A 20424-nucleotide genomic window follows, 5' to 3' on the forward strand; every position below is an offset into this window, starting at 1 on the left:
AGAAAAAGAACGCCAATTTTTGAACTGTACCCTATAAAATGGACAGTTTAATAAAAAAGCCCTGAAAAATCAAGCACTTAAAAGGTGGTTCCGATATTCAATCGGAGCCATCTTTTTTAATGTCCACTGATAACGATTATAATTATACTCCTTCATATATTCCCTTATGTTGAGTTCGAGGGATTCAAAGGTTTGACAATCTTTATAATCTAATTCATCTTTCATATGACCAAAAAAGGATTCCATTGGTGCATTGTCTAAACAATTGCCCCTACGGGACATAGATTGTCTGATTCCCATTTCCCTTACGCGTTTCTGAAATTCAGGGTGTGTGTAATGAATACCTTGGTCTGAATGTAGAAGCGCTTCAGAATGGATGCTTTCTCCTAATCTCTCTTTCAAGTTATTTAATGTTTGATAGACGATATCCATTTGTAAAGAAGAGGAGACATGATAGGCTAAAATTTCTCGTGTTGTGCTGTCTTTTACACATGATAAATAAGCCTTCTTTCCTTTTCCATAAAATAAATAGGTAATATCCGTTAACATACTTTTTTCAGGCTCTTCTTGATTGAATTGGCGTTTTAAAAGGTTCGGACATGTTTTATGTTCTTGTGTCGCCTTTGCGATGTGTTTATAAGGATTCGCTCGGCGAATCTTTGTCACAAGATTATATTTACGCATAATACGGTAAATACGTTTGAGGTTCATACAAATTCCTTTTGTCTTTTCCAACACCATTTTGATAGAACGACCACCACATGTTTTCCTTTTTCGATTGAAAATTTCTTGGATCCATTCATAATCTGTTTCATCATTGCGTTCTTTTTCTAGATGTTTCTCTGTCTGATGAAGCCACGCATAGTATCCACTCCGACTTACCCCAGCCAGTGTGCAAAGATAACGCACCATACGTGGGAATTGGAATCGACGTATGGTTTGTTCAATCAGTGTGTATGTTTCTCGTGGTGTTAACGCTTCTTCTGTAACGCCTGCCTTTCGAGTTCTTCTAACTTTTTTAGGAATGTCAATTCCGCTTCTAAGAACGCAATACGCGCTTCCGCTTTCTTTAATTTTTCATCGGAAGAGAGAGGTTTTTCCGAAGGACGTCCCGTGCTTCCTTTCCCGCGGCGTTCTGTATAAAATCCTTCTTCACCAAATTGTTCAAAGGTTCTTCGCCAACGTTTCAAGCATTGTTTTGGTTTCTCCTCACCAATCACAGCTAAGTCAAACCCATTCTCTAAAAAGATTTGGCTAGGACCTTTTCCTTGTTGATTTTCTTTTACCGCTCTTACTTTGAAATCTGGACAATAGCTAATCGAACGTTCCGACGCTTTTACTACATTTTTATTTTTTTCCAGCTGCTTCATTTGAATCTCATTAAAAATAATTTTACTCATTCTCCGTACCTCATTTCTATCGTTGGTTCCATTATAACGAGGTTTTTTGATAAAAATACACAAAAACCCCGAATCATGGGGCTTTTTTTAAGTGTCCATGATTCGGGGTACAGTTCATTTCAGGAATGGCGTTTTTTTCTTTTAAAAAATTGTTACCTATTATGAAGAATTATAAAAGTAAGCTCTTATTTCCGGAAATAAGAGGTTTTTTAAATTACTTTTCGAATCATTTTAAGAGTTTATATATCGAAGGTGAGGAGAAAGGATCATGAAGATAAGAAAAGCGTTATTAAGCGAAGCAGATGAACTAAGTGAACTCGCACTACATTCAAAAGCAACGTGGAACTATAGTGAAGAATTCATACTTGCTTGTAAGGAGGATTTAACAATTACCGATGAGTACATAAAAAATAATTTTGTATATGTTTTAGAAAACGATAATACGAAGATTGGGTTTTTCTCATTTTTACGTAACGATAAAGCTCTAGATTTCTTATACATTCATCCTCGTTACAAAGGAAAGGGCTATGGGAAAATAATGTGGAAGTTTGTAATAGAGCAAGCAAAGGAACTAGGAATAAAAAGCTTTACGATTGATAGTGATCCGAATGCAAAAGGATATTATTTGAAAATGGGAGCAAAGTTAATCGGAGAGACACCATCAACGGTTTTTAAGGACCGATTACTGCCCCTTTTGAAGTATGATGTGTAAAACTATTAAGAGTAGGAGAAGCTGAGAATGGATCATATAAAGGGAAAAAGAATATATGAAGCACTAATGAGATCTTGGTCAATTGAAACAAGTTCAAAGTGAACAAGTGAAAATCCAGCAAAAGGACAGTGTGGTGTAACGGCTTTAGTCGTTCAAGATATATGCGGAGGGAAAATCAAAAAGACAAGCGTTGGAGAGGAGTGGCACTTTTATAACTGTATAGATGGACAGAGGTTTGATTTTACAGAGACTCAGTTCGATGGAAACCTGAATTATTTGGATGAGAAATCAAATCGAGAAGAAGCGTTTGCACATACAAATGAAAAACAATATAGCATTTTGAAGGAAAAGATAATGAAAGAATTAAAATTATCTTTTGACTCTTAATCTTTAATAAGTTACTATAATGGTGGTAACTTATTAAAGGGAACTTCATAGAGTTGAAAGGGGAAATACTTTTGAAAACAACTTATGTAAACGCTACAATCGTAACGATGAATGAACAAAATGAAGTGATAGAAAATGGATATATCATTGTAGAAAATGATCAAATTATAGATGTAAAGAGCGGAGAATTCGCTAATGATTTTGCAGTAGATGAAGTAATTGACATGAAAGGAAAGTGGGTTTTACCAGGGCTTGTCAATACACATACACACGTTGTAATGAGTCTCTTAAGAGGTATTGGCGATGATATGTTATTACAGCCGTGGCTTGAGACGAGAATTTGGCCACTTGAAAGTCAGTTTACTCCAGAGCTTGCAGTCGCTAGTACGGAATTAGGATTACTTGAAATGGTGAAAAGTGGTACAACATCATTCTCTGACATGTTTAATCCAATTGGAGTAGATCAAGATGCAATTATGGAAACGGTATCAAGGAGCGGGATGCGAGCTGCTGTTTCAAGAACTTTATTTAGCTTCGGAACGAAAGATGATGAAAAGAAAGCAATCGAAGAAGCTGAAAAATATGTAAAGCGTTACTATAACGAATGTGGCATGTTAACTACGATGGTTGCACCGCATAGTCCATATACATGTTCCACAGAATTATTAGAAGAATGCGCACGTATTGCAGTAGAAAATCAAACGATGGTTCATATTCATCTTTCGGAAACAGAGCGTGAAGTACGTGATATTGAAGTACAGTACGGAAAACGTCCAGTAGAATATGCAGCAAGTTGTGGGTTGTTTAAACGCCCAACAGTTATTGCACACGGTGTAGTGTTAAATGAAAATGAGCGTGCATTTTTAGCAGAACATGATGTTCGAGTAGCTCATAATCCGAATAGTAATTTAAAACTAGGTTCTGGTATAGCAAATGTAAAAGCGATGCTAGAAGCAGGAATAAAAGTAGGAATTGCAACAGATAGTGTGGCATCTAACAACAATTTAGATATGTTTGAAGAAATGCGTATAGCAACATTATTACAAAAAGGTATTCATCAAGATGCAACAGCGTTACCAGTTGAAACTGCTCTTACACTTGCGACTAAAGGAGCTGCTGAAGTAATCGGGATGAAACAAACAGGATCACTTGAGGTTGGAAAGTGTGCCGATTTTATCACAATTGACCCATCTAATAAGCCGCATTTACAACCAGCAGATGAAGTGTTATCGCACCTTGTATATGCTGCTAGTGGAAAAGATATAAGTGATGTAATTATTAACGGAAAACGTGTCGTTTGGAATGGCGAATGTAAAACGTTAGATGAAGAGCGTATTATATTTGAAGCGAGTCGTTATAAACGAGGTTTACAAAGATAGGTAATTGAAAAAGCTATCCTTTTTTTAAAAGGATAGCTTTTTTTCTTGAACGAATAAATATTCAAAAGAATGTCGCATCTTTCTGTTATTATTTCTGCTATAATATATAACGTTTTATAATATTATATTTTTAAGGAGAACAACTCATGAAGCGAAAAAAGAGCCATTTAATGGTAATGGCACTTGTTACATCTTTATTATTAACAGCTTGTAATAATAAAGCGAATAAAAGTGACACAGAGGCAAAAGAACAAGTATTAAATGTAACGGTATCAGAAGAAATTCCTTCTCTTGATACTGCGAAAACGATGGATGGTACATCAGCACACGTTATGCAAAACATATTTGAAGGTTTGTATGTATTAGATGATCAAGATCAGCCTATTCCAGCAGTAGCAAAATCGTTTAAAAGAAGTGAAGATGGTAAAAAATATACATTTGATTTGCGTAAAGATGCAAAATGGTCAAATGGAGACAGTGTGACAGCAAATGATTTTATGTTTGCATGGAAACGTGCAATTAACCGTGAAACGGCGTCTCAATATGCGTACATGCTCTTTTACGTGAAAAATGCGAAAGAGATAAATAAGGGAACAATGCCTCTTGATGAACTTGGGGTTAAGGTTATAAATGATTATAAGTTAGAAGTGGAACTCGAACAGCCAATCCCGTATTTTTTACAGCTGTTAGCACTACCTATATATTTACCACAGCATGAATCATTTTTGAAAGAACAAGGAAAGAATTATGCATTGGAATCTAGTAATCTCATATATAACGGCCCATTTATATTAGAAAAGTGGAAGCATGAACAAGAGTTTCAATTAAAGAAGAATGCTACATATTGGGATGAAAAGAAAGTGAAATTAGACGAAATAAACTTTCAAATTGTAAAGGATACAATGACCGCTGTTAATTTGTACGAAGCTGGTAACTTGGACCGGGTGCCTATTAATTCTCAATTTGTAGACAAGTATAAAGGAAGTAAGGAATTGCATATGTCGAGCGAACCTGCAATTGCTATGCTACGTTTTAATGAAAAAAATAGTGCGTTAGCAAATAAGAAAGTGCGTCAGGCTATTTCATTCGCGTTAAATAAAAAAGATTTCGTTGCTCATTTTATTAATAACGGAGCAAAACCTGCAAGTGGACTTGTACCAGTTGGTCATGTAAATGAAGAGAATGGTAAAGATTTTAGAAAAGAAAACGGAGATCTTTCTCCATATGATTTGCAAAATGCGAAAAAGATTTGGGAAGAAGCGAAAAAAGAGCTTGGAGTAGAACAAGTAAATCTCGAGTTTTTAACATTTGAACAAGATAATGCAAAACGTATGGCAGAATATATAAAAGGTGACTTAGAAAAGCATTTGCAGGGACTCGCGATCCAAATTAAACAACAGCCATTTAAGCAAAAATTACAGTTAGAACAAATAGGAGATTACGATATATCTATGGGAAATTGGGGACCGGATTATAAAGACCCAATTAGTTATTTAGAACTCTTTACGACGGATAATCAAAATAACAAAATGAATTATTCTAACCGTCACTACGATGAATTAATAAAGAAAGCGAAAAGCGATCTAGTATTAGATCAGAAGAAAAGATGGGAAGCATTGCAAGAGGCCGAGCGTATTCTATTAGAGGATGCTGCGGTCGCACCGCTTTATCAAATGGGCTCAGCTTACGTACAAAAGGGTTATGTAAAAGGAATTGAGAAGCATCAATTTGGTGGTATTTATACTTATAAGAATGCTTATATTGCTAATGAATAAATAAAAAAACCTTACTTTTAAAAAGTAAGGTTTTTTTAAAGAGTACATGGAATAAGGGAATGCAGTACAGATCAGCATACAAACATTTTCATGTAGTAACTATGTTTGTTTTTAATTATAAAAAAATATTAGATTATTTATTTTGTCATTGATATACTTAAAAGGTAATTGAGGTATTAAGATGAATTGATAGAGATGTTTGTGTGAAATTGTTTGAGTATTATAAAAAAAGGGAGCTGAAGTGTTTGATTTGAACGGGGCTTTTTCTATATGAATGAATTGGTATGTATAATACTTGGGGATATTAATTTGGGAATCTCGGGGGATCTTTTGAAGCTAGAAAAAGCAGAATTAAATTCTATATACCATTAGGTCCTGATTTAGGTTTATGGGGATTTGGTTTAGAAGTTAATGTTAAGGAATAAAGGGGATAACTAGTATGAATAAGAAAGTAAAAAGATTTAAATATTTTATGGTTATATTAGCTTGTATTGCAATTTTTGGGACAGTTCTACCTAATGCATTAGATCCAAATGAATCACTAGCAGGGAAAATTTCAATTGCAACTTTTGGTACAATTGGGGTTTTGTTATTATTCTCTATTATGTATTTTATTGTAAAAAAAGCTATTTTAATAGGTGAGAAATAAGATGGGATAAAATTTAGAGTTAGAATTACTTCCAATAGGTTCTGATGTAAAGTTTAAAGATCGGGAACATCCAATAATGGTTTATGGAAGAAGACAGATGGATTCTGAAACAAAAAACATGGAATTATGTACGTTGTTTTTCCCTCATGGTAATATTTCTTCGGAGTACAATTTCTTTTTGAATCATGAAGATATTTCTAGTGTATTACATCTTGGTTTTATTAATGAAACAGAATTAGAGTTTTAAAAATTATTAAAAAAAGAAATTGAAGAAAAGCGGTGATTCTTTTAAGCTATTGGTGTTTTTGAAATAGTTAAAGAATGAATCTTAATTCATATACATAAAAAAAGGGGGATTTTTATGAAATTACTACGTTTATTTATGATTCTTACTCTTGTTGTATTGTTAAGCGCATGCAATACAGCAACACAAGTCACAAAGGTTCAAAAAAATGGCGAAACGACTTTAAAAATTGGTTCGTTGCAAGGGTATTACGATGTGCAAACGGTTAAAGCTGAAAAAGGAAATGTAGAAATTCCTTATGAAGCAGCCGTTGAGGAAGGTACGATTTTATTACAAGTTACAAAAGATGATAAGGTTATTTATGAAGAAGAAATCACTTCTCAAAAAGAAGGCTTGCTTTCTTTTGAAGCGCCAAAATCCGGATCATATGATTTAATTGTGCGCGTGAAGGGTGAAAAAGAGAAAGCGAAAGAAATTCAAGTACATACTAAGCTATGAAAAAACGGCAAGTGGAGTGCACCCGCTTGCCGTTTCCATTTTCGGTTGATTCTATCACAACATATGTTTATCAATGTAAGAAGTGATCCGCTGAGTCCTACTGTTTATTCCGCCGAAATTCCTGATGAAGTTAAAATAAGAGATGAACAAAAGAATATGTTACAAACTTGATAACTCTTTTTTACAAGATAAAGAGACTGGGTTTGATGCGTTTGTATTTGAAAGAGTTCTAGATGGTAAAGGGGGACATAGGGTGATGATCTTTTTAGAGAAGGTGCCCAGACTTTACTACAGATATTGATTATATATGGGGGTAAATAAGTTGAAAAACATTGAGATTCTAAATACATACATTGAAGGGTTTTCCGATACTCTCCCTACGTGGTTAAAGTATTTAATTGAGGCAGAGGAGATACATCAAAACTATGAGAATGTACAAGTACTTGGAACATTAAAAACAGATGCGGTGTTGTACTATGTACACCGTACGCTACAAGTGTTAGATGGACTGCCTTTAGATGAAGAAGCGTATCGTATTATTGAAAAGGTACTAACGTATAGTGAACTTGCAAAGGTAGGATCTTTAAAACAGCGGGAGCAATGGAAGAAAAAAGGGATTAATCTATTCGTACATAACGAGGGTTCTGCTGATATCTTTAGTGATATTCAGTTTATTGAACGTGTAGAGACAAACTTAAACTCTACTGAGTATTTGTTTATTCGAGATTTAATTAGAACACATGGATTAATCGGGCAGTATATACGCGGGGAGGCTCGTTTGGACTCTCATGTTGATTTAATTAATACATATAAAGAAGAATACGGAGACGTTAGGTTAAAGGAGATTCTATACTATCTTAACCAATGCATTATTGAAGGTGTATCAAAAGCTTTGTGGAGTGAAGTGAAGAACGATTTGAAGATTACAATTGATGGCCTGTTTGATGGTTATATGGAGCCATTTACTTCTCGTATACATAGACTCACGCCAAAACATAAGGAGTCAGTATTTGAAAAAGATATAATTATGGGGAGCGAGAAGAGAGACGTTCAAACATTTTTATCTGATAAGGATTTGTGGTATGTAGAACCGTCTATGCATGCTCTTAGCTTTGAGGATATTTGGGCAGTTTTTGTTATGTTAAAGAACGAGATAGGCACTAGAAAAGTTCAGCATATACATTTCGAGAAATTGATGCAGCAGCTGCATTATGATTTCAAAGGCGAAAAAAAGGACAACGTGTATCGTAAGCGGGTTATTGAGAAGTATCTACGGGAGTACCGTGAGAACGAGAAACCGAATACAACGCATGTTTCTTTTAAGGTGAAAGTCGATGAAGATATGAAGACCGCGTATGTGTCGTTTCAGTTTTCTGCTGTAGGTGAGGCGTTAATTACCTTCTGTGTAGAGGCAGAAAAGATAGATATGATGCATGCTCGGGCAAATGTATTGCTCTTTGATTTCTTCGGGTTACGTAAGGATGCATATGATAGATTCCATAACGAAGAAGTGTATCTGGAGCATATGAATAGCTCAGCTGATGATAAACGAATTATTCTTGATTATATAAAGGGAGATATGATTGTAGATGTCGGAGCCGGTGGCGGTGTCATGTTAGACATGATCGAAGAAGAGACCGAGGACAAACGAATCTACGGTATCGATATTTCTGAAAACGTAATTGATACGTTGAAAAAGAAGAAGCAGAACGAGGGGCGTTCTTGGGACGTCATTAAAGGGGATGCAATCAACTTAAACAGCTCGTTTGAAAAAGAATCGGTTGATACGATTGTATATTCTTCTATCCTTCATGAGCTGTTCTCTTATATCGAGTATGAAGGTAAGAAATTCAATCATGAAGTAATTAAAAAGGGGCTGCAGAGTGCCTATGAGGTGTTAAAACCAGGAGGTCGTATTATCATTCGTGATGGTATCATGACCGAAGATAAAACGTTAATGCGTGTGATTCATTTTAAAGATGCAGGTGCAATGAAGTTCTTAGAGCAGTATATCCGTGAATTTAAGGGGCGCATAATCCAGTATGAGGTACTTGCAGACAATACAGTCAAAATGTCTGTTAACGATGCAATGGAGTTCTTATATACGTATACATGGGGCGAGGATTCCTTCGTTCATGAGGTGCAAGAGCAGTTTGGAATATTTACGCCAAACGAATATAAGGATTTCGTAAAGGGTATCTTTGGAGATAACATAAACATCGTTCAAGCTATGAACTATTTACAGGATGGATATACACAACATCTTAGCGAGAAAATCGAGTTTAAAGATGAGTCTGGGAATGCTGTTGCGCTACCGGATAGTACATTCTTTATGGTTTTAGAAAAGAAGTAAAGATGTTGAAAAACTTTAAAAAAACGTAATTTAAATTTGATGAGTTGAAGAAAGCCGCGATGTTAATAAAAAGTTGTGTAGTTTTGCCCCTTTAGATAATTTAGTCTAAAGGGGTATTTATATTAAAAAAGAGATTCTGTAATTGTTGAAGAGGAAGGTAGAAACATTAGATCAACAGCAGGTTAGGAAGAGAGTTATTTGTGATGCATCTCACACCATAAATACATATATAACTTTACAATTAGAATATCAATTGATGGGAGGGTTAATATTGATGAATCTTGATTTTAATAAAAATCCATTTATCGTAATATGGGAGTTGACAAGGGCATGTCAATTAAAATGTCTGCATTGTCGTGCAGAAGCACAGTATCATCGTCATCCTCTAGAGCTAACATTCGAAGAAGGAAAAAAACTAATTGATGATATATATGAAATGGAAAACCCAATGCTTGTATTTACTGGTGGAGATCCATTAATGCGTTCAGATGTATATGATATTGCGGAATATGCAGTGAAAAAAGGTGTTCGAGTATCTATGACGCCAAGTGCCACCCCGAACGTTACGAAAGAAACGATTCAAAAAGCAAAAGAAGTAGGACTTGCTAGATGGGCATTTAGTTTAGATGGACCAACAGCTGCAATACACGATCATTTTAGAGGGACAGAAGGGTCATTTCAATTAACGATGAATGCGATTCGTTATTTGCATGAATTAAAAATTCCTATTCAAATTAATACTGTTGTTTCTAATTATAATGTGGATGTACTTGAAGAGATGGCAGTATTAATAGAAGAATTAGAATGTGTACTCTGGAGTATATTTTTCTTAGTTCCAACAGGGCGAGGTAAGGAAAAAGATATGATTTCACCAGCTCAACATGAAAGGGTATTCCGTTGGCTATATCAACTTAGTAAGAAGGTTTCTTTTGATATTAAAACAACAGCTGGTCAGCACTATAGACGTGTTGTGATCCAAGAAAAAATGAAAGAACATAAAAAGGAAAAACAGGTCATTCAATATCAGGATGTATTGATAAATGGGATGACGGGGCGAGTTAATGAGCTTGGGCGTGCTCCAAAAGGGGTGAATGATGGAAACGGTTTTGTATTTATTTCTCATATTGGAGATGTATATCCAAGTGGGTTATTGCCGATTAAAACCGGGAATATTAGAACAAAATCGCTAGCTGAAATCTATCGAAACTCCCCTGTTTTTCAAAACCTTCGTAATCCTGACAATTATAAAGGAAAATGTGGTGTTTGTGAGTTTCGATATGTTTGTGGGGGATCTCGTTCTAGAGCATATGCAATAACGGGAGATTACATGGAAAGCGAACCTTTCTGTGTATACATTCCAAAAGCATTGCGAAAACAGAAAAAGAACGTAAAAAAGGGATATGAGTAAGAATATGCTCATGCCCCTTTTTTTAAATTATATAATTTATTGTACTTCGCATCAGTCGCATGATGATCTAAGAAATGAACAACGCTCGGTTTCCCATCTTTCGTTAAAGATCCACTATTCTGAAACGAGTTTTTACGCATAATTTCTATTAAACCGATTTTAATAAAGAATAAAAATTCGTGTCATAGGGGATATCATCTTGATACATATAATTTTTTAGAACGCCTTCTTTTTCAAATCCTAATTTTAATAGCACCTTATTTGAAGCTTCATTTTCAAGAAATACAATTGCCCCAATACGCTTTAAGTGAATGGTATGGAAACCGTATGATATAACCTCAGAAACAGCTTCAGTCGCATATCCTTTTCCCCAGTATTCAGGGAAAAAGGCATAACTTAAATTGGCCCGTTTATGCTCAGAAGACCAATCATGAAACCCAATTGTTCCAATGAGTTCTTTCTTGTTTTTTAATTCAATTCCCCACTTTATACCGCTTCTTGCATTGTAACTCAGTTTAAAGTTATGAATGATTTGTTTCACTTGATCAACATCTTGTAATGGTTTTTGGCCATAATAGCGCAGTACGTCAGTATTAGAGAAGCATTGTAGTATACTCGGTGCATCTTCTTCGGTAAGTTCTCTTAAAATGAGTCGGTCGGTTTTCAATATAGGAAACATGCTTTCACTCCATTTCTTTTGAAACTAGAATGTGTTGTTATTATATAATCTAGTCTGAAAATAAAGATTATTCAAGAGGGAAGTATGGTTTTGATTTGTGATAAAATTGATTGTGGAATATATTTCAAAAAGAGGTTTGTATATGGAGAAAAACTCAATTTTAATTGTAGATGATGATCAAGATATTGTTCGATTTGTTAACGCGAATTTAATGCAAGAAGGTTTTAAAGTTTTAAGTGCTCATAACGGAGAAGAGGCTTTAGAAATTATAAATAATAACAGTATTCAACTTGCTATTTTGGATATTATGATGCCACACATGGATGGGATAGAATTGTGCAGAAGGATTAGAGAGAAACATAGTTTACCAATTATGTTTTTAAGTGCAAAATCATCGGATGTAGATAAAGTAATTGGATTTAGTACTGGCGCAGATGATTATATTGTGAAGCCGTTTAGTACAATTGAATTTATAGCGAGAGTGAAAGCTCAATTAAGAAGGTATACATATTTCAATCAAAATGCTGTCCAAGTAATAGAAAAGAAAATAAACATTAGAGGTTTAGAAATAGATGAAGTGTCTAGAACAGTAATGTTATACGGAGAAACAATCAATCTTACGAAAACTGAATATGATATTTTGTACTTAATGGCAGCTGCAAAGAATCGTGTTTTTACTATTGAAGAAATATATGAAAGCGTTTGGAAAGAAAGAGCCTATGAAAGTAATAATACAGTAATGGTTCATATCGCAAGATTAAGAAATAAAATTGAAGAGAATCCAAAAGAACCGAAGTTTATTCAAAATGTTTGGGGAGTCGGATATAAAATTGAAGATTAAATCATTACAAGGCATTAGAGCTAAGTTTTTTATCGCATTCATATGTAGCATCTTATTAGCGACTGTAAGTATAATAGCGTTTCAAATTGTAATTGGAAATATATATAGTCATGTTACTGCGTTAGAAGAAAAATATTCACTTTTATATGTAATAGCTTTTTTAATTATTACTACAATATACTTTGCATTCATGACAAAAACAATGATGAAAAGGTTATCTGAAATAAATAAGAACGTGAAAGAAATAAGTGATGGTAATTTGGAAATACATATACCTATTTCAAAAAATGACGAGATTGGTGAATTAGCAGCGAATGTTAATAGAATGGCTAAAAGTTTAAAAGAGTCTATCGAAAATGAAAAAAAATCACAGGAAATGAAAACTGAAATGATTAGTAATATTTCTCATGATTTACGAACACCTGTAACATCTCTAATCGGTTACGTGGACCTGTTAGGAAGTCAGCTTCATACAAATAGAGAAGAATGTGAACAGTATGTAAGTATATTAAAGCGAAAAAGTTATGAATTAAAAAATCAAGTAGATGATTTATTAGAGTATTGTCAAATAAATTATAGGGAGATTGAATTACATAAAAGTGTAGTAAATATGAAAGCGTTCATTGAACAAATCATGATTGATTTTGTGCCACAACTAGATGATGCCGATATGAGCTTTTGTATTAATAGTGATAAGGAGTTACATGTGGAAATGGATGTAGCGCTTATGGTGAGGCTGTTCGAAAATGTAATTAGTAATAGTATTATGTACGGGAAAGACGGAAAACAGATTTTGATTCAAATTTCTAAAAGAGACATGAATGTTGAAATAGAAATTAAAAATTTTGGACAATGCATTCCCAATGAGAACCTTCCTTACGTTTTTGAGAAGTTTTATCGTGGTGACAAATCACGTAGCTCTCATACGGGTGGCAAAGGAATGGGGCTTGCAATTGCGAGAAGTATAGCAGAGCTTCATAACGGGGATATTACTGTGCGTAGTAACGAGAAAGAAACTGTTTTCACTATCGCTTTACCGCATTATAAAGAATTGTAAGAAAGTCGTAATTATTTCTTTTAGATGTCGTAATTTTCACTTCGTATTATGTAGAACAAAGATATGGGAGTGAGGATACAACATGTGGAAGAAATATGTATTAGTAATTTTAGTTGCGTTTTTAATTATAAGTTGGAGTGTAGTTTATTTAGCTAAAGGTGTTATATCAGTCATTGCTTGGTGGAGTATACAAGCCTTTAGCTTAGTATCAATCTTTATTTTGATAGGGTCAGTATTACTTTTTTTGTGGAAAGGAATTTTCAAAAAGCGAATAGATAGAGCGCTACTCTTCATCGTTCTTTTCTCTATAATTGGAGCTTGGCCTTTAGGGTGGTTTGCTAACATAGGGGTACTTGCTTACCCAGCAGATGTACATTCTATGAGTCCTAAGGTAGTCGTTCGCTTTCCTTTGAATGAACGAGCATTAATCGGCTGGGGCGGTGATCGGTTAGAAACGAATTATCACGTTATAAAACCAAATGAGCGCTGGGCATATGATATTCTTATTCCTCCTGCTGAAGTGAAAAGCAGTAAGTTAGAGGATTATGGAATATATGGAGCGAAAGTAATGGCACCAGCTTCTGGAACAGTTGTATCCATCAATAATGGTGAAAAAGATGTAGTTCCGGGAGAGGATGATTTTCAATCAATGGCGGGTAATCATATTTATTTACGACTAGATGAATCAGAGACATATTTAATTCTTGCCCATTTAAAGCAAGGATCAATTAAAGTTAAAGAAGGACAACATGTAAATGGAGGAGAATTTCTTGCTCAGGTCGGTAACTCAGGAAGTTCAAGTGAGCCGCATTTGCATATTCATCATCAAAGGCAGGATCCATCCAAGGTGAGCATATTTCTTTCGGAAGGATTACCACTTTACTTTCGAACTGAGAAAGGTGTGATAATGCCGGAAAAAGGTACGTACATAAGTGGTAATGAAAAAAGGTATTCCAGTATTATTGGAATACCTTTTCTTATTAACCTACAAATGTTTGATACAGTAAGAAAATATTTAAAATGATAACAAGTGCAGCAATAATCCAAGCGATAAAAGTTGTTATGCGGTGGTTAACGAGCGCACCCATAATTGTTTTACTGCTTGTAAACATAATCAGTGGTACTAACGCAAAGGCAATACCGAATGATAAGACGACTTGGCTCATGACTAGAGCGTAAGTTGGATTTACACCTAAAGCGATAATTACTAATGGTGGAATCATTGTAATAAAACGTCGTAAATATAACGGAATATGCATTCGAATGAAACCTTGCATTATTATATCGCCTGACATTGTACCGACAGAAGAGCTAGATAGTCCTGCTGATAAGAGCCCAATTCCAAATAAAGCAGCTGATACAGGACCGACTAAAGTACTAAACTGGTTAAAAGCAACATCAAGGTCTTCAACATGTAAGCCATTTTTAAAGAATAGTGCAGCAGCAACAATTAACATACTTGCATTAATTGCTCCAGCGATAACCATTGCGATAATAATATCAATAAACTCGAAGCGGAAAATCTTTTTCTTTTGTTCATCATTTGTTCCGACTACGCGGCGCTGCGTTAAGGCGGAATGTAAATAGATTGCGTGTGGCATAACTGTCGCACCTAAAATTCCCGCTGCAAGTAATATACTGTCTACACCTTGGAATTTTGGAATGAAGAGCCCTGAAAGTAGAGGGCTTAATTCCGGTTTTGCATAAAAGACTTGTACACCAAAAGCGATAACAACGATGAAAATCATTCCTGTTATGATAGCTTCTAATGGACGAAATCCTCTGCGTTGAAACTCAAGAATAATAAATGATCCGACTGCTGTAATTAAAGCGGCAGGTAGCATCGGAATTCCAAATAATAAATACAATCCGAGTGCTGCCCCGATAAATTCAGCTAAATCAGTAGCCATAATAACGAGTTCACCTTGTATCCATAAGCCGATGGAAACAGGTTTTGGGAAGTTTTCTCGAGCAATTTCAGGAAGGTTTCTACCTGTAGCAATTCCTAATTTAGCTGATAAAGTTTGGATTAATACAGCCATTAAATTAGAAGCGAGAATTACCCAGAGTAATAAATATCCATATTGTGATCCAGCGGCAATATTTGTCGCGAAATTGCCAGGATCAATATAAGCGACTGAAGCGATGAAAGCAGGACCTAAAAAAGGTAATAGTCTTTTTAAACCTTTCGTTTGTCCGCTTAATGCTAAATGCGCTGATTGAACAGTTGTACTTTGAGAAGGGACTTGTTCATTTTTTGATATATCTTTATTCATAGTCGTTTTCCCCTTTGAAATGTTAACATGATGAAATTATTGTAAGTATTCTTATTGTTTATTTCAATACATGTAAATGTATTAGATGATATTTTTATTTGAACATAAATGTTTCCTTAGTGCAAATTATATGCCTTTATACAATGAATGGTGTGACGTTATAAAAAATTGGGAGTTTATGGTGTGAAGACGTGGGGAAACATAATAAATTAAAGGACTATTTTTGAAATTTATGTGAACATAAAGCCGATAATACAGCATATTAATTGATGGAATTGCATTTGTATGATATATAATATATTGGGATTACAACATAACCATAGTGTTTTGGTGTGTAATCTTGTTTTTTATTTTTGTTAACTGATAGAAAATAGTATAAAGAGAAGAAAATGGATTCATTTTCTTATTATATATGTTTTGATATGAACGTTAACTTATACATGATTTTAAAAATTAGATAGGTGGTAGAAATACATTGGCAACTACAAAACCATATAGAGTATTACTATATTACATGTACACAACAATTGAAAACCCAGAAGAATTCGCGGCAGAGCATTTAGCATTTTGTAATTCACTTGAATTAAAAGGTAGAATTCTTGTAGCAAAAGAAGGTATTAACGGAACTTGTTCTGGTACTGTAGAACAAACAGAGAAATACATGGAGGCTATGAACAACGATCCACGTTTTGATGGCATCGTATTTAAAATAGATGAAGCTGATGGTCATGCATTCAAGAAAATGCACGTGCGTCCTCGTCCAGAATTAGTTACACTTCGTCTAGAAGATGACATTAACCCACACGAAATCACTGGTAAGTATTTAGAGCCAAAAGATTTTTATGAAGCAATGAAACAAGAAGATACAGTTATCATTGATGCACGAAATGATTATGAATTTGATTTAGGTCACTTCAAAGGTGCGATTAAACCTGATATCGAATCATTCCGTGAATTACCAGATTGGATTCGCGAAAATAAAGAAGTACTTGAAGGCAAAAAGATTTTAACGTATTGTACAGGCGGAATTCGTTGTGAGAAGTTTTCTGGTTGGTTAGTTCGTGAAGGTTACGAAGATGTAAGTCAGCTTCACGGAGGTATTGTAACGTACGGAAAAGATCCAGAAGTACAAGGTGAGCTTTGGGATGGACAATGTTACGTGTTTGATGAGCGTATCGCTGTACCAGTAAACCAAAAAGAACATGTTATCGTTGGTAAAGACCACTTCTCAGGTGAACCTTGTGAGCGCTATGTAAACTGTTCAAATCCAGAATGTAATAAGAAAATTTTATGTTCTGAAGAAAACGAAGCGAAATATTTACGTGCATGTTCTCATGAATGTCGTGTAAGCCCTCGTAACCGCTACGTAATACAACATGAATTAACAGAAGAACAAGTAGCTGCTGCATTAGAAAAAATCGAAGCAGGAAAGTAAGTTTTAATAAAAAAGTACTCCAAATTTTATTTTGGAGTACTTTTTTTGTCAGCTTTTTTCGGTAAGTCAATATATCTTAAAAATCGGCAATATATTTCGAGTTGCGCTGATATAATCGAAATATATCGCCGATAAAAATTTCGTTTACTAAAACGTGTACCACGTATTTTAAATTTGAGAATAACCTTCTTTACTTCTTATCATCTTTCTCTTTCACAGCAGAAAGTACAGTTTGTTTTACCCACGCTTTTCTTCGTTTATGTTGTATGCCCCATTGGTATAAACTTTGTGCACCTAAAATAAGTGAAATGACGATGCCGCTAATAGCTATTAAAAGCGCGAAAAATTCAAGTGGCGACGATATTTTGTTTGAATCGGTGTTTCTTAACAAATCAATCATAGTAAAACCTAACAGTTGGCCTACTACAGAGTAGAGCGTTAAAATTAATAGTAAAAGGCTATCTTTTTTTGAAGCGACATTTTCTTGATATTTAAACAAACTATCAAGATTTTGTTTTGCATTCGATTATAGTACTTCAATGTTAAAAAGCTTTCTTAATCGAAAGAAAATATCTTCACTCTGTGATTGAGATACTAACTCTAAAGAAAAGTAATTCGCTGTAAACGAATTGATTGAATAAATTAATTGCTCTATTTCATTTGTATCTTGTTCAATATTTAACTCGGCATAAGCGTTTGCCATTTTTAATAAAACAACTTTATGAAATAGATTTAATAACAAAGCGTAATAAAACTCCCCATACATTTGACTCGCAAGTTTAGCGATTGCTTGCTCACCTTCATTTGTTATACATGTAAAAATGTGTTCTTCCATAATAAAGTAGCGATTAGGGGCCCATCTTTGATAAGAATGTTTTGTTAAATAATCTTGAATATAAGGAACATTATTTGCACTAATATAGGGCTTACCATCGTCTGTTAATCCGGAAAGACTGGAAGCTCGGTATACATCAACTACATGAAGGTCCGACTCTTTGTCTATGGATAATAAAGTTTGTACATACATTCGTTGATCTTCAAAGAATGGGAATGTTTGAAAGTAAGAGCTCCGCAATCTCTTTTTCTCAAAGAAGTCGGTTACCCCATGAAATAAATAGCCGAATATAAGTTTCTCTACTTGTGAATATTTTTTTCCATTACATTCAATACAAATAGTCTCGTTTGTATCATTTTTAGTTTCAAGTATACGGAAGCGGGCAGCGAATTCAATTGCTTCCGATAATGTCATGTTTGGAGCGGTTTCTACTTCCGTCCGAATTGTTAAGAAGCCGAGCTCATAAGGACAAAGTGTTACGTCAATAGAATGAATCTTAAATGGAACGGAAATAAGATTTGTTGTTAAATGTCCAGTTAAGTTAAGGTCTTTAGAATAACGCTGCAATCCTTTTTGATGTTCTGAGTGAGGAAAGAGTATTTTATTTGTAAATGAAAGATAATATGCTTCCATATTCTGATGTGAAACTTGAAACTTTCCGTAGTATGTATTTTCATTTTCAAGATGATCGAGTCGAAAAGGGTGAAAGTCATTTTTCTGTAAGAAGGGAAACATATTTTGTTCATATCCAGTTTTAAAAGAAAACGGGAATATAAATTGAAATATAGCTGTTGTTACATCCTTTTCCTCGATTGTTTGTATTGCCTCCATTTACATTGTTTCCTTTCCATATATGCTATAAAAACAACATGCCCAAATTTATTTGAAAATAACCACTGTTTTACACTTGGTTAAGTATGAAAATTCAGCTTATTTAGCAGGGGACATGTATAATGTTATGTATACGAAAAGTTATAAAATTATATTTTGAAAAGGGGGATGTTGCATGCGTATTTTAGTATTAGGAGCTGGTGGTGTTGGAGGCTTTTTTGGAGGTCGCTTAGTAGAAAAGGGAGAAGATGTTACGTTTCTTGTTCGTAGTAAACGGAAAAAACAATTGGAGGAAAGAGGGCTTGTAATCCGAAGTGTTAACGGGGATTTTTCCTTCCAACTAAAATTAATAACGAAAGAAGATCAAACTTCTCAGTTTGATGTTATTTTATTTTCAACAAAAGCGTATCACTTAAACGAGGCAATTCAAGATGTAAAACCGTTTGTTAGCGAAAGAACTGTCATCATTCCATTACTAAATGGTATCGCACATGTACCACTATTACAAAAAGAATTTGGTGAAGAGAAAGTGATTGGCGGTTTATGCTTTATCGAGACGACGTTAAACGATCAAGGAGAGATTGTACAGACGAGTGCTGCAAATAGACTTGTGTTTGGAGAAATGAAGCCTCAAGATTCAGAGAGAATAAAGCATATTGCTAAAGCATTTACAGGTACGAAATCTAGTTTTGTTTTAAGTGAAAACATTATGCAAGATATGTGGCATAAATATTTATTTATTACTGTAATGTCGGGTGTGACAACATTAATGCGGGCACCGATAGGACCGATTCGCGAAAGCGAAGGTGGACGCGCTTTTATCCAAAACTTATTTGAAGAATGTGTGCAAATCATGAGATCTATGAAAGCTCCAGTTAAGGATGGTATTGCCCAAGAACATATGAAAACAATTGATAAAATTTCATATGATATGAAGTCATCGATGCAGCGGGATATGGAAAAAGGTTCGTTCATTGAAGGCGAGCACTTACAAGGATACTTACTAGATGTAGCAGAACAATTTTCTATAGAAGCACCATTATTGGGTACGGTATATCAAAATTTGAAAGTGTATGAAGAAATGACCTTTAACAAATCAGCAATAGAATTGGATGTATGAAAAAATAAAAAAGAAAGCAATATATAAGTGTATTGCTTTCTTTTTTATGACAACTTATTTGTTTCTTTTCGTTCTATCTGTCAAATTTATTTCCTGTTCACGTTTACCGTATAATTGATTAATTTCATTTGCTAATGCATCTAAATAGGAATCGGAAAAAATAGGCTTCTTTTCTTTAGACATGTGAGTCTCCTTTATCAATTTTTTAGTATTCATTATGTATGTTTACCGGCGAATTATGCGAAATCATTTAAATTTTGTCTTTTTAAAAATTTTTATTTACATTTTGAAAATAAAGGAGTATTATAATCCACAGTTTCAATTTTCTAAATCGCTGAAACCGCATGGTGCGGGGGACCCGTTCTTATGGATTAGTTCTTAATCCAATGGGGTGAATCCTTGAAAAAGGTAGGGCTACTCATAGGCCCGAATCCGACAGCTAACCTCGTAAGCGTTATATTGAGAAGGAAGGTGGAGCTTGTGCGACAAAAAATATAATGTCTACAAGTCTATTTCGTTATGGCTTGTAGACATTTTTGTTTTCT

The 20424-nt window shown here is 34.4% G+C and carries 18 protein-coding genes, 2 pseudogenes and 1 riboswitch; of the genes and pseudogenes, 14 read left to right on the forward strand and 6 right to left on the reverse strand.

Annotation, left to right across the window (positions count from 1 at the left end; genetic code table 11):
- Window positions 1-69: 69 nt before the first annotated feature.
- Window positions 70-1400, reverse strand: a protein-coding gene (locus AAG068_RS09110; RefSeq protein ID WP_088060789.1) for an IS3 family transposase whose coding sequence is annotated in 2 segments (ribosomal slippage) — window positions 70-1013 and window positions 1013-1400 — 1332 coding nt in all. Because the reading frame shifts where the segments join, the coding sequence is not laid out codon by codon here.
- 268 nt (window positions 1401-1668) lie between these two features.
- Between AAG068_RS09110 and AAG068_RS09115 the strand changes: the two genes are divergently transcribed.
- From AAG068_RS09115 to AAG068_RS09155, 9 genes and pseudogenes are all read left to right on the forward strand, one after another.
- Window positions 1669-2112, forward strand: coding sequence for a GNAT family N-acetyltransferase (locus AAG068_RS09115; RefSeq protein WP_342719017.1), 444 nt, complete (start codon window positions 1669-1671; stop codon window positions 2110-2112).
- Window positions 2113-2139: 27 nt separating this feature from the next.
- Window positions 2140-2499 (forward strand): annotated as a pseudogene (locus tag AAG068_RS09120) (YunG family protein).
- A 53-nt stretch (window positions 2500-2552) separates the two neighbouring features.
- On the forward strand, window positions 2553-3878 hold the full coding sequence (locus AAG068_RS09125) for a bifunctional S-methyl-5'-thioadenosine deaminase/S-adenosylhomocysteine deaminase (protein WP_342719018.1): 1326 nt from the start codon (window positions 2553-2555) through the stop codon (window positions 3876-3878).
- A 146-nt stretch (window positions 3879-4024) separates the two neighbouring features.
- Window positions 4025-5653, forward strand: a complete 1629-nt coding sequence (locus tag AAG068_RS09130) for a peptide ABC transporter substrate-binding protein (RefSeq protein WP_342719019.1) — start codon at window positions 4025-4027, stop codon at window positions 5651-5653.
- A 439-nt stretch (window positions 5654-6092) separates the two neighbouring features.
- Window positions 6093-6302, forward strand: coding sequence for a hypothetical protein (locus AAG068_RS09135; protein WP_342719020.1), 210 nt, complete (start codon window positions 6093-6095; stop codon window positions 6300-6302).
- A gap of 34 nt (window positions 6303-6336) precedes the next feature.
- Window positions 6337-6549, forward strand: coding sequence for a DUF4176 domain-containing protein (locus AAG068_RS09140; protein ID WP_342719726.1), 213 nt, complete (start codon window positions 6337-6339; stop codon window positions 6547-6549).
- 114 nt (window positions 6550-6663) lie between these two features.
- Window positions 6664-7044, forward strand: coding sequence for a hypothetical protein (locus AAG068_RS09145; protein ID WP_342719021.1), 381 nt, complete (start codon window positions 6664-6666; stop codon window positions 7042-7044).
- A gap of 307 nt (window positions 7045-7351) precedes the next feature.
- Window positions 7352-9397, forward strand: a complete 2046-nt coding sequence (locus AAG068_RS09150; protein ID WP_342719022.1) for a class I SAM-dependent methyltransferase — start codon at window positions 7352-7354, stop codon at window positions 9395-9397.
- A gap of 274 nt (window positions 9398-9671) precedes the next feature.
- Complete coding sequence (locus AAG068_RS09155; protein ID WP_342719727.1) at window positions 9672-10805, forward strand: TIGR04053 family radical SAM/SPASM domain-containing protein; 1134 nt, start codon at window positions 9672-9674, stop codon at window positions 10803-10805.
- Window positions 10806-10813: 8 nt separating this feature from the next.
- On the opposite strand, the gene AAG068_RS09160 is transcribed toward AAG068_RS09155, so the two are convergent.
- Both AAG068_RS09160 and AAG068_RS09165 read right to left on the reverse strand, forming a co-directional pair.
- Window positions 10814-10945 carry a hypothetical protein gene (locus AAG068_RS09160; RefSeq protein ID WP_342719023.1) on the reverse strand — a complete coding sequence of 44 codons (132 nt, stop codon included), beginning with the start codon at window positions 10943-10945 and terminating at the stop codon, window positions 10814-10816.
- Window positions 10946-10953: 8 nt separating this feature from the next.
- Window positions 10954-11484 (reverse strand): GNAT family N-acetyltransferase, encoded by a 531-nt coding sequence (locus AAG068_RS09165; protein ID WP_048527291.1) that lies wholly within the window; start codon window positions 11482-11484, stop codon window positions 10954-10956.
- Window positions 11485-11626: 142 nt separating this feature from the next.
- Between AAG068_RS09165 and AAG068_RS09170 the strand changes: the two genes are divergently transcribed.
- The 3 genes from AAG068_RS09170 to AAG068_RS09180 all read left to right on the forward strand — a co-directional run bounded on the left by AAG068_RS09170 (window position 11627) and on the right by AAG068_RS09180 (window position 14406).
- Entirely contained in the window at window positions 11627-12325 is a 699-nt protein-coding gene (locus AAG068_RS09170) for a response regulator transcription factor (protein ID WP_048527292.1), read from the forward strand.
- On the forward strand, window positions 12315-13382 hold the full coding sequence (locus tag AAG068_RS09175) for a sensor histidine kinase (RefSeq protein ID WP_342719024.1): 1068 nt from the start codon (window positions 12315-12317) through the stop codon (window positions 13380-13382). Before AAG068_RS09170 ends, AAG068_RS09175 begins: the two co-directional genes overlap by 11 nt.
- Before the next feature lie 82 nt (window positions 13383-13464).
- Complete coding sequence (locus AAG068_RS09180) at window positions 13465-14406, forward strand: M23 family metallopeptidase (protein WP_342719025.1); 942 nt, start codon at window positions 13465-13467, stop codon at window positions 14404-14406.
- Here the strand turns inward: AAG068_RS09180 and AAG068_RS09185 are convergent.
- On the reverse strand, window positions 14363-15658 hold the full coding sequence (locus tag AAG068_RS09185) for an Nramp family divalent metal transporter (RefSeq protein WP_342719026.1): 1296 nt from the start codon (window positions 15656-15658) through the stop codon (window positions 14363-14365). The genes AAG068_RS09180 and AAG068_RS09185 overlap by 44 nt on opposite strands.
- 475 nt (window positions 15659-16133) lie before the next feature.
- On the opposite strand from AAG068_RS09185, the gene AAG068_RS09190 reads away from it, so the two are divergent.
- Entirely contained in the window at window positions 16134-17093 is a 960-nt protein-coding gene (locus AAG068_RS09190) for a rhodanese-related sulfurtransferase (RefSeq protein WP_088315063.1), read from the forward strand.
- 190 nt (window positions 17094-17283) lie between these two features.
- Here AAG068_RS09190 and AAG068_RS09195 read toward each other — a convergent pair.
- Window positions 17284-18759: pseudogene (locus tag AAG068_RS09195) on the reverse strand (hypothetical protein).
- A gap of 175 nt (window positions 18760-18934) precedes the next feature.
- Between AAG068_RS09195 and panE the strand changes: the two are divergent.
- The gene (gene panE, locus AAG068_RS09200) at window positions 18935-19879 is read left to right on the forward strand and encodes a 2-dehydropantoate 2-reductase (protein ID WP_342719027.1); all 945 of its coding nucleotides are present in this window, start codon (window positions 18935-18937) and stop codon (window positions 19877-19879) included.
- A 54-nt stretch (window positions 19880-19933) separates the two neighbouring features.
- Here panE and AAG068_RS09205 read toward each other — a convergent pair whose 3' ends face one another.
- Window positions 19934-20062: a hypothetical protein gene (locus AAG068_RS09205; protein WP_000031869.1), complete on the reverse strand. Its 129-nt coding sequence runs from the start codon at window positions 20060-20062 to the stop codon at window positions 19934-19936.
- 139 nt (window positions 20063-20201) lie between these two features.
- Window positions 20202-20348, forward strand: a riboswitch (cyclic di-AMP (ydaO/yuaA leader).
- Window positions 20349-20424 lie beyond the last annotated feature (76 nt).

The sequence above is a fragment of the Bacillus paramycoides genome, assembly GCF_038971285.1.
In the GTDB taxonomy this organism is placed as follows: Bacteria; Bacillota; Bacilli; order Bacillales; family Bacillaceae_G; genus Bacillus_A.

What these genes read in the sequence shown, in the direction of transcription:
- AAG068_RS09115 (WP_342719017.1), top strand. Translation starts at nt 1,669, where the DNA reads ATGAAGATAAGAAAAGCGTTATTAAGCGAAGCAGATGAACTAAGTGAA.
- AAG068_RS09130 (WP_342719019.1), top strand. Translation starts at nt 4,025, where the DNA reads ATGAAGCGAAAAAAGAGCCATTTAATGGTAATGGCACTTGTTACATCT.
- AAG068_RS09135 (WP_342719020.1), top strand. Translation starts at nt 6,093, where the DNA reads ATGAATAAGAAAGTAAAAAGATTTAAATATTTTATGGTTATATTAGCT.
- AAG068_RS09145 (WP_342719021.1), top strand. Translation starts at nt 6,664, where the DNA reads ATGAAATTACTACGTTTATTTATGATTCTTACTCTTGTTGTATTGTTA.
- AAG068_RS09150 (WP_342719022.1), top strand. Translation starts at nt 7,352, where the DNA reads ATGGGGGTAAATAAGTTGAAAAACATTGAGATTCTAAATACATACATT.
- AAG068_RS09155 (WP_342719727.1), top strand. Translation starts at nt 9,672, where the DNA reads ATGAATCTTGATTTTAATAAAAATCCATTTATCGTAATATGGGAGTTG.
- AAG068_RS09160 (WP_342719023.1), bottom strand. Translation starts at nt 10,945, where the DNA reads ATGCGTAAAAACTCGTTTCAGAATAGTGGATCTTTAACGAAAGATGGG.
- AAG068_RS09165 (WP_048527291.1), bottom strand. Translation starts at nt 11,484, where the DNA reads ATGTTTCCTATATTGAAAACCGACCGACTCATTTTAAGAGAACTTACC.
- AAG068_RS09170 (WP_048527292.1), top strand. Translation starts at nt 11,627, where the DNA reads ATGGAGAAAAACTCAATTTTAATTGTAGATGATGATCAAGATATTGTT.
- AAG068_RS09180 (WP_342719025.1), top strand. Translation starts at nt 13,465, where the DNA reads ATGTGGAAGAAATATGTATTAGTAATTTTAGTTGCGTTTTTAATTATA.
- AAG068_RS09185 (WP_342719026.1), bottom strand. Translation starts at nt 15,658, where the DNA reads ATGAATAAAGATATATCAAAAAATGAACAAGTCCCTTCTCAAAGTACA.
- panE (WP_342719027.1), top strand. Translation starts at nt 18,935, where the DNA reads ATGCGTATTTTAGTATTAGGAGCTGGTGGTGTTGGAGGCTTTTTTGGA.
- AAG068_RS09205 (WP_000031869.1), bottom strand. Translation starts at nt 20,062, where the DNA reads ATGTCTAAAGAAAAGAAGCCTATTTTTTCCGATTCCTATTTAGATGCA.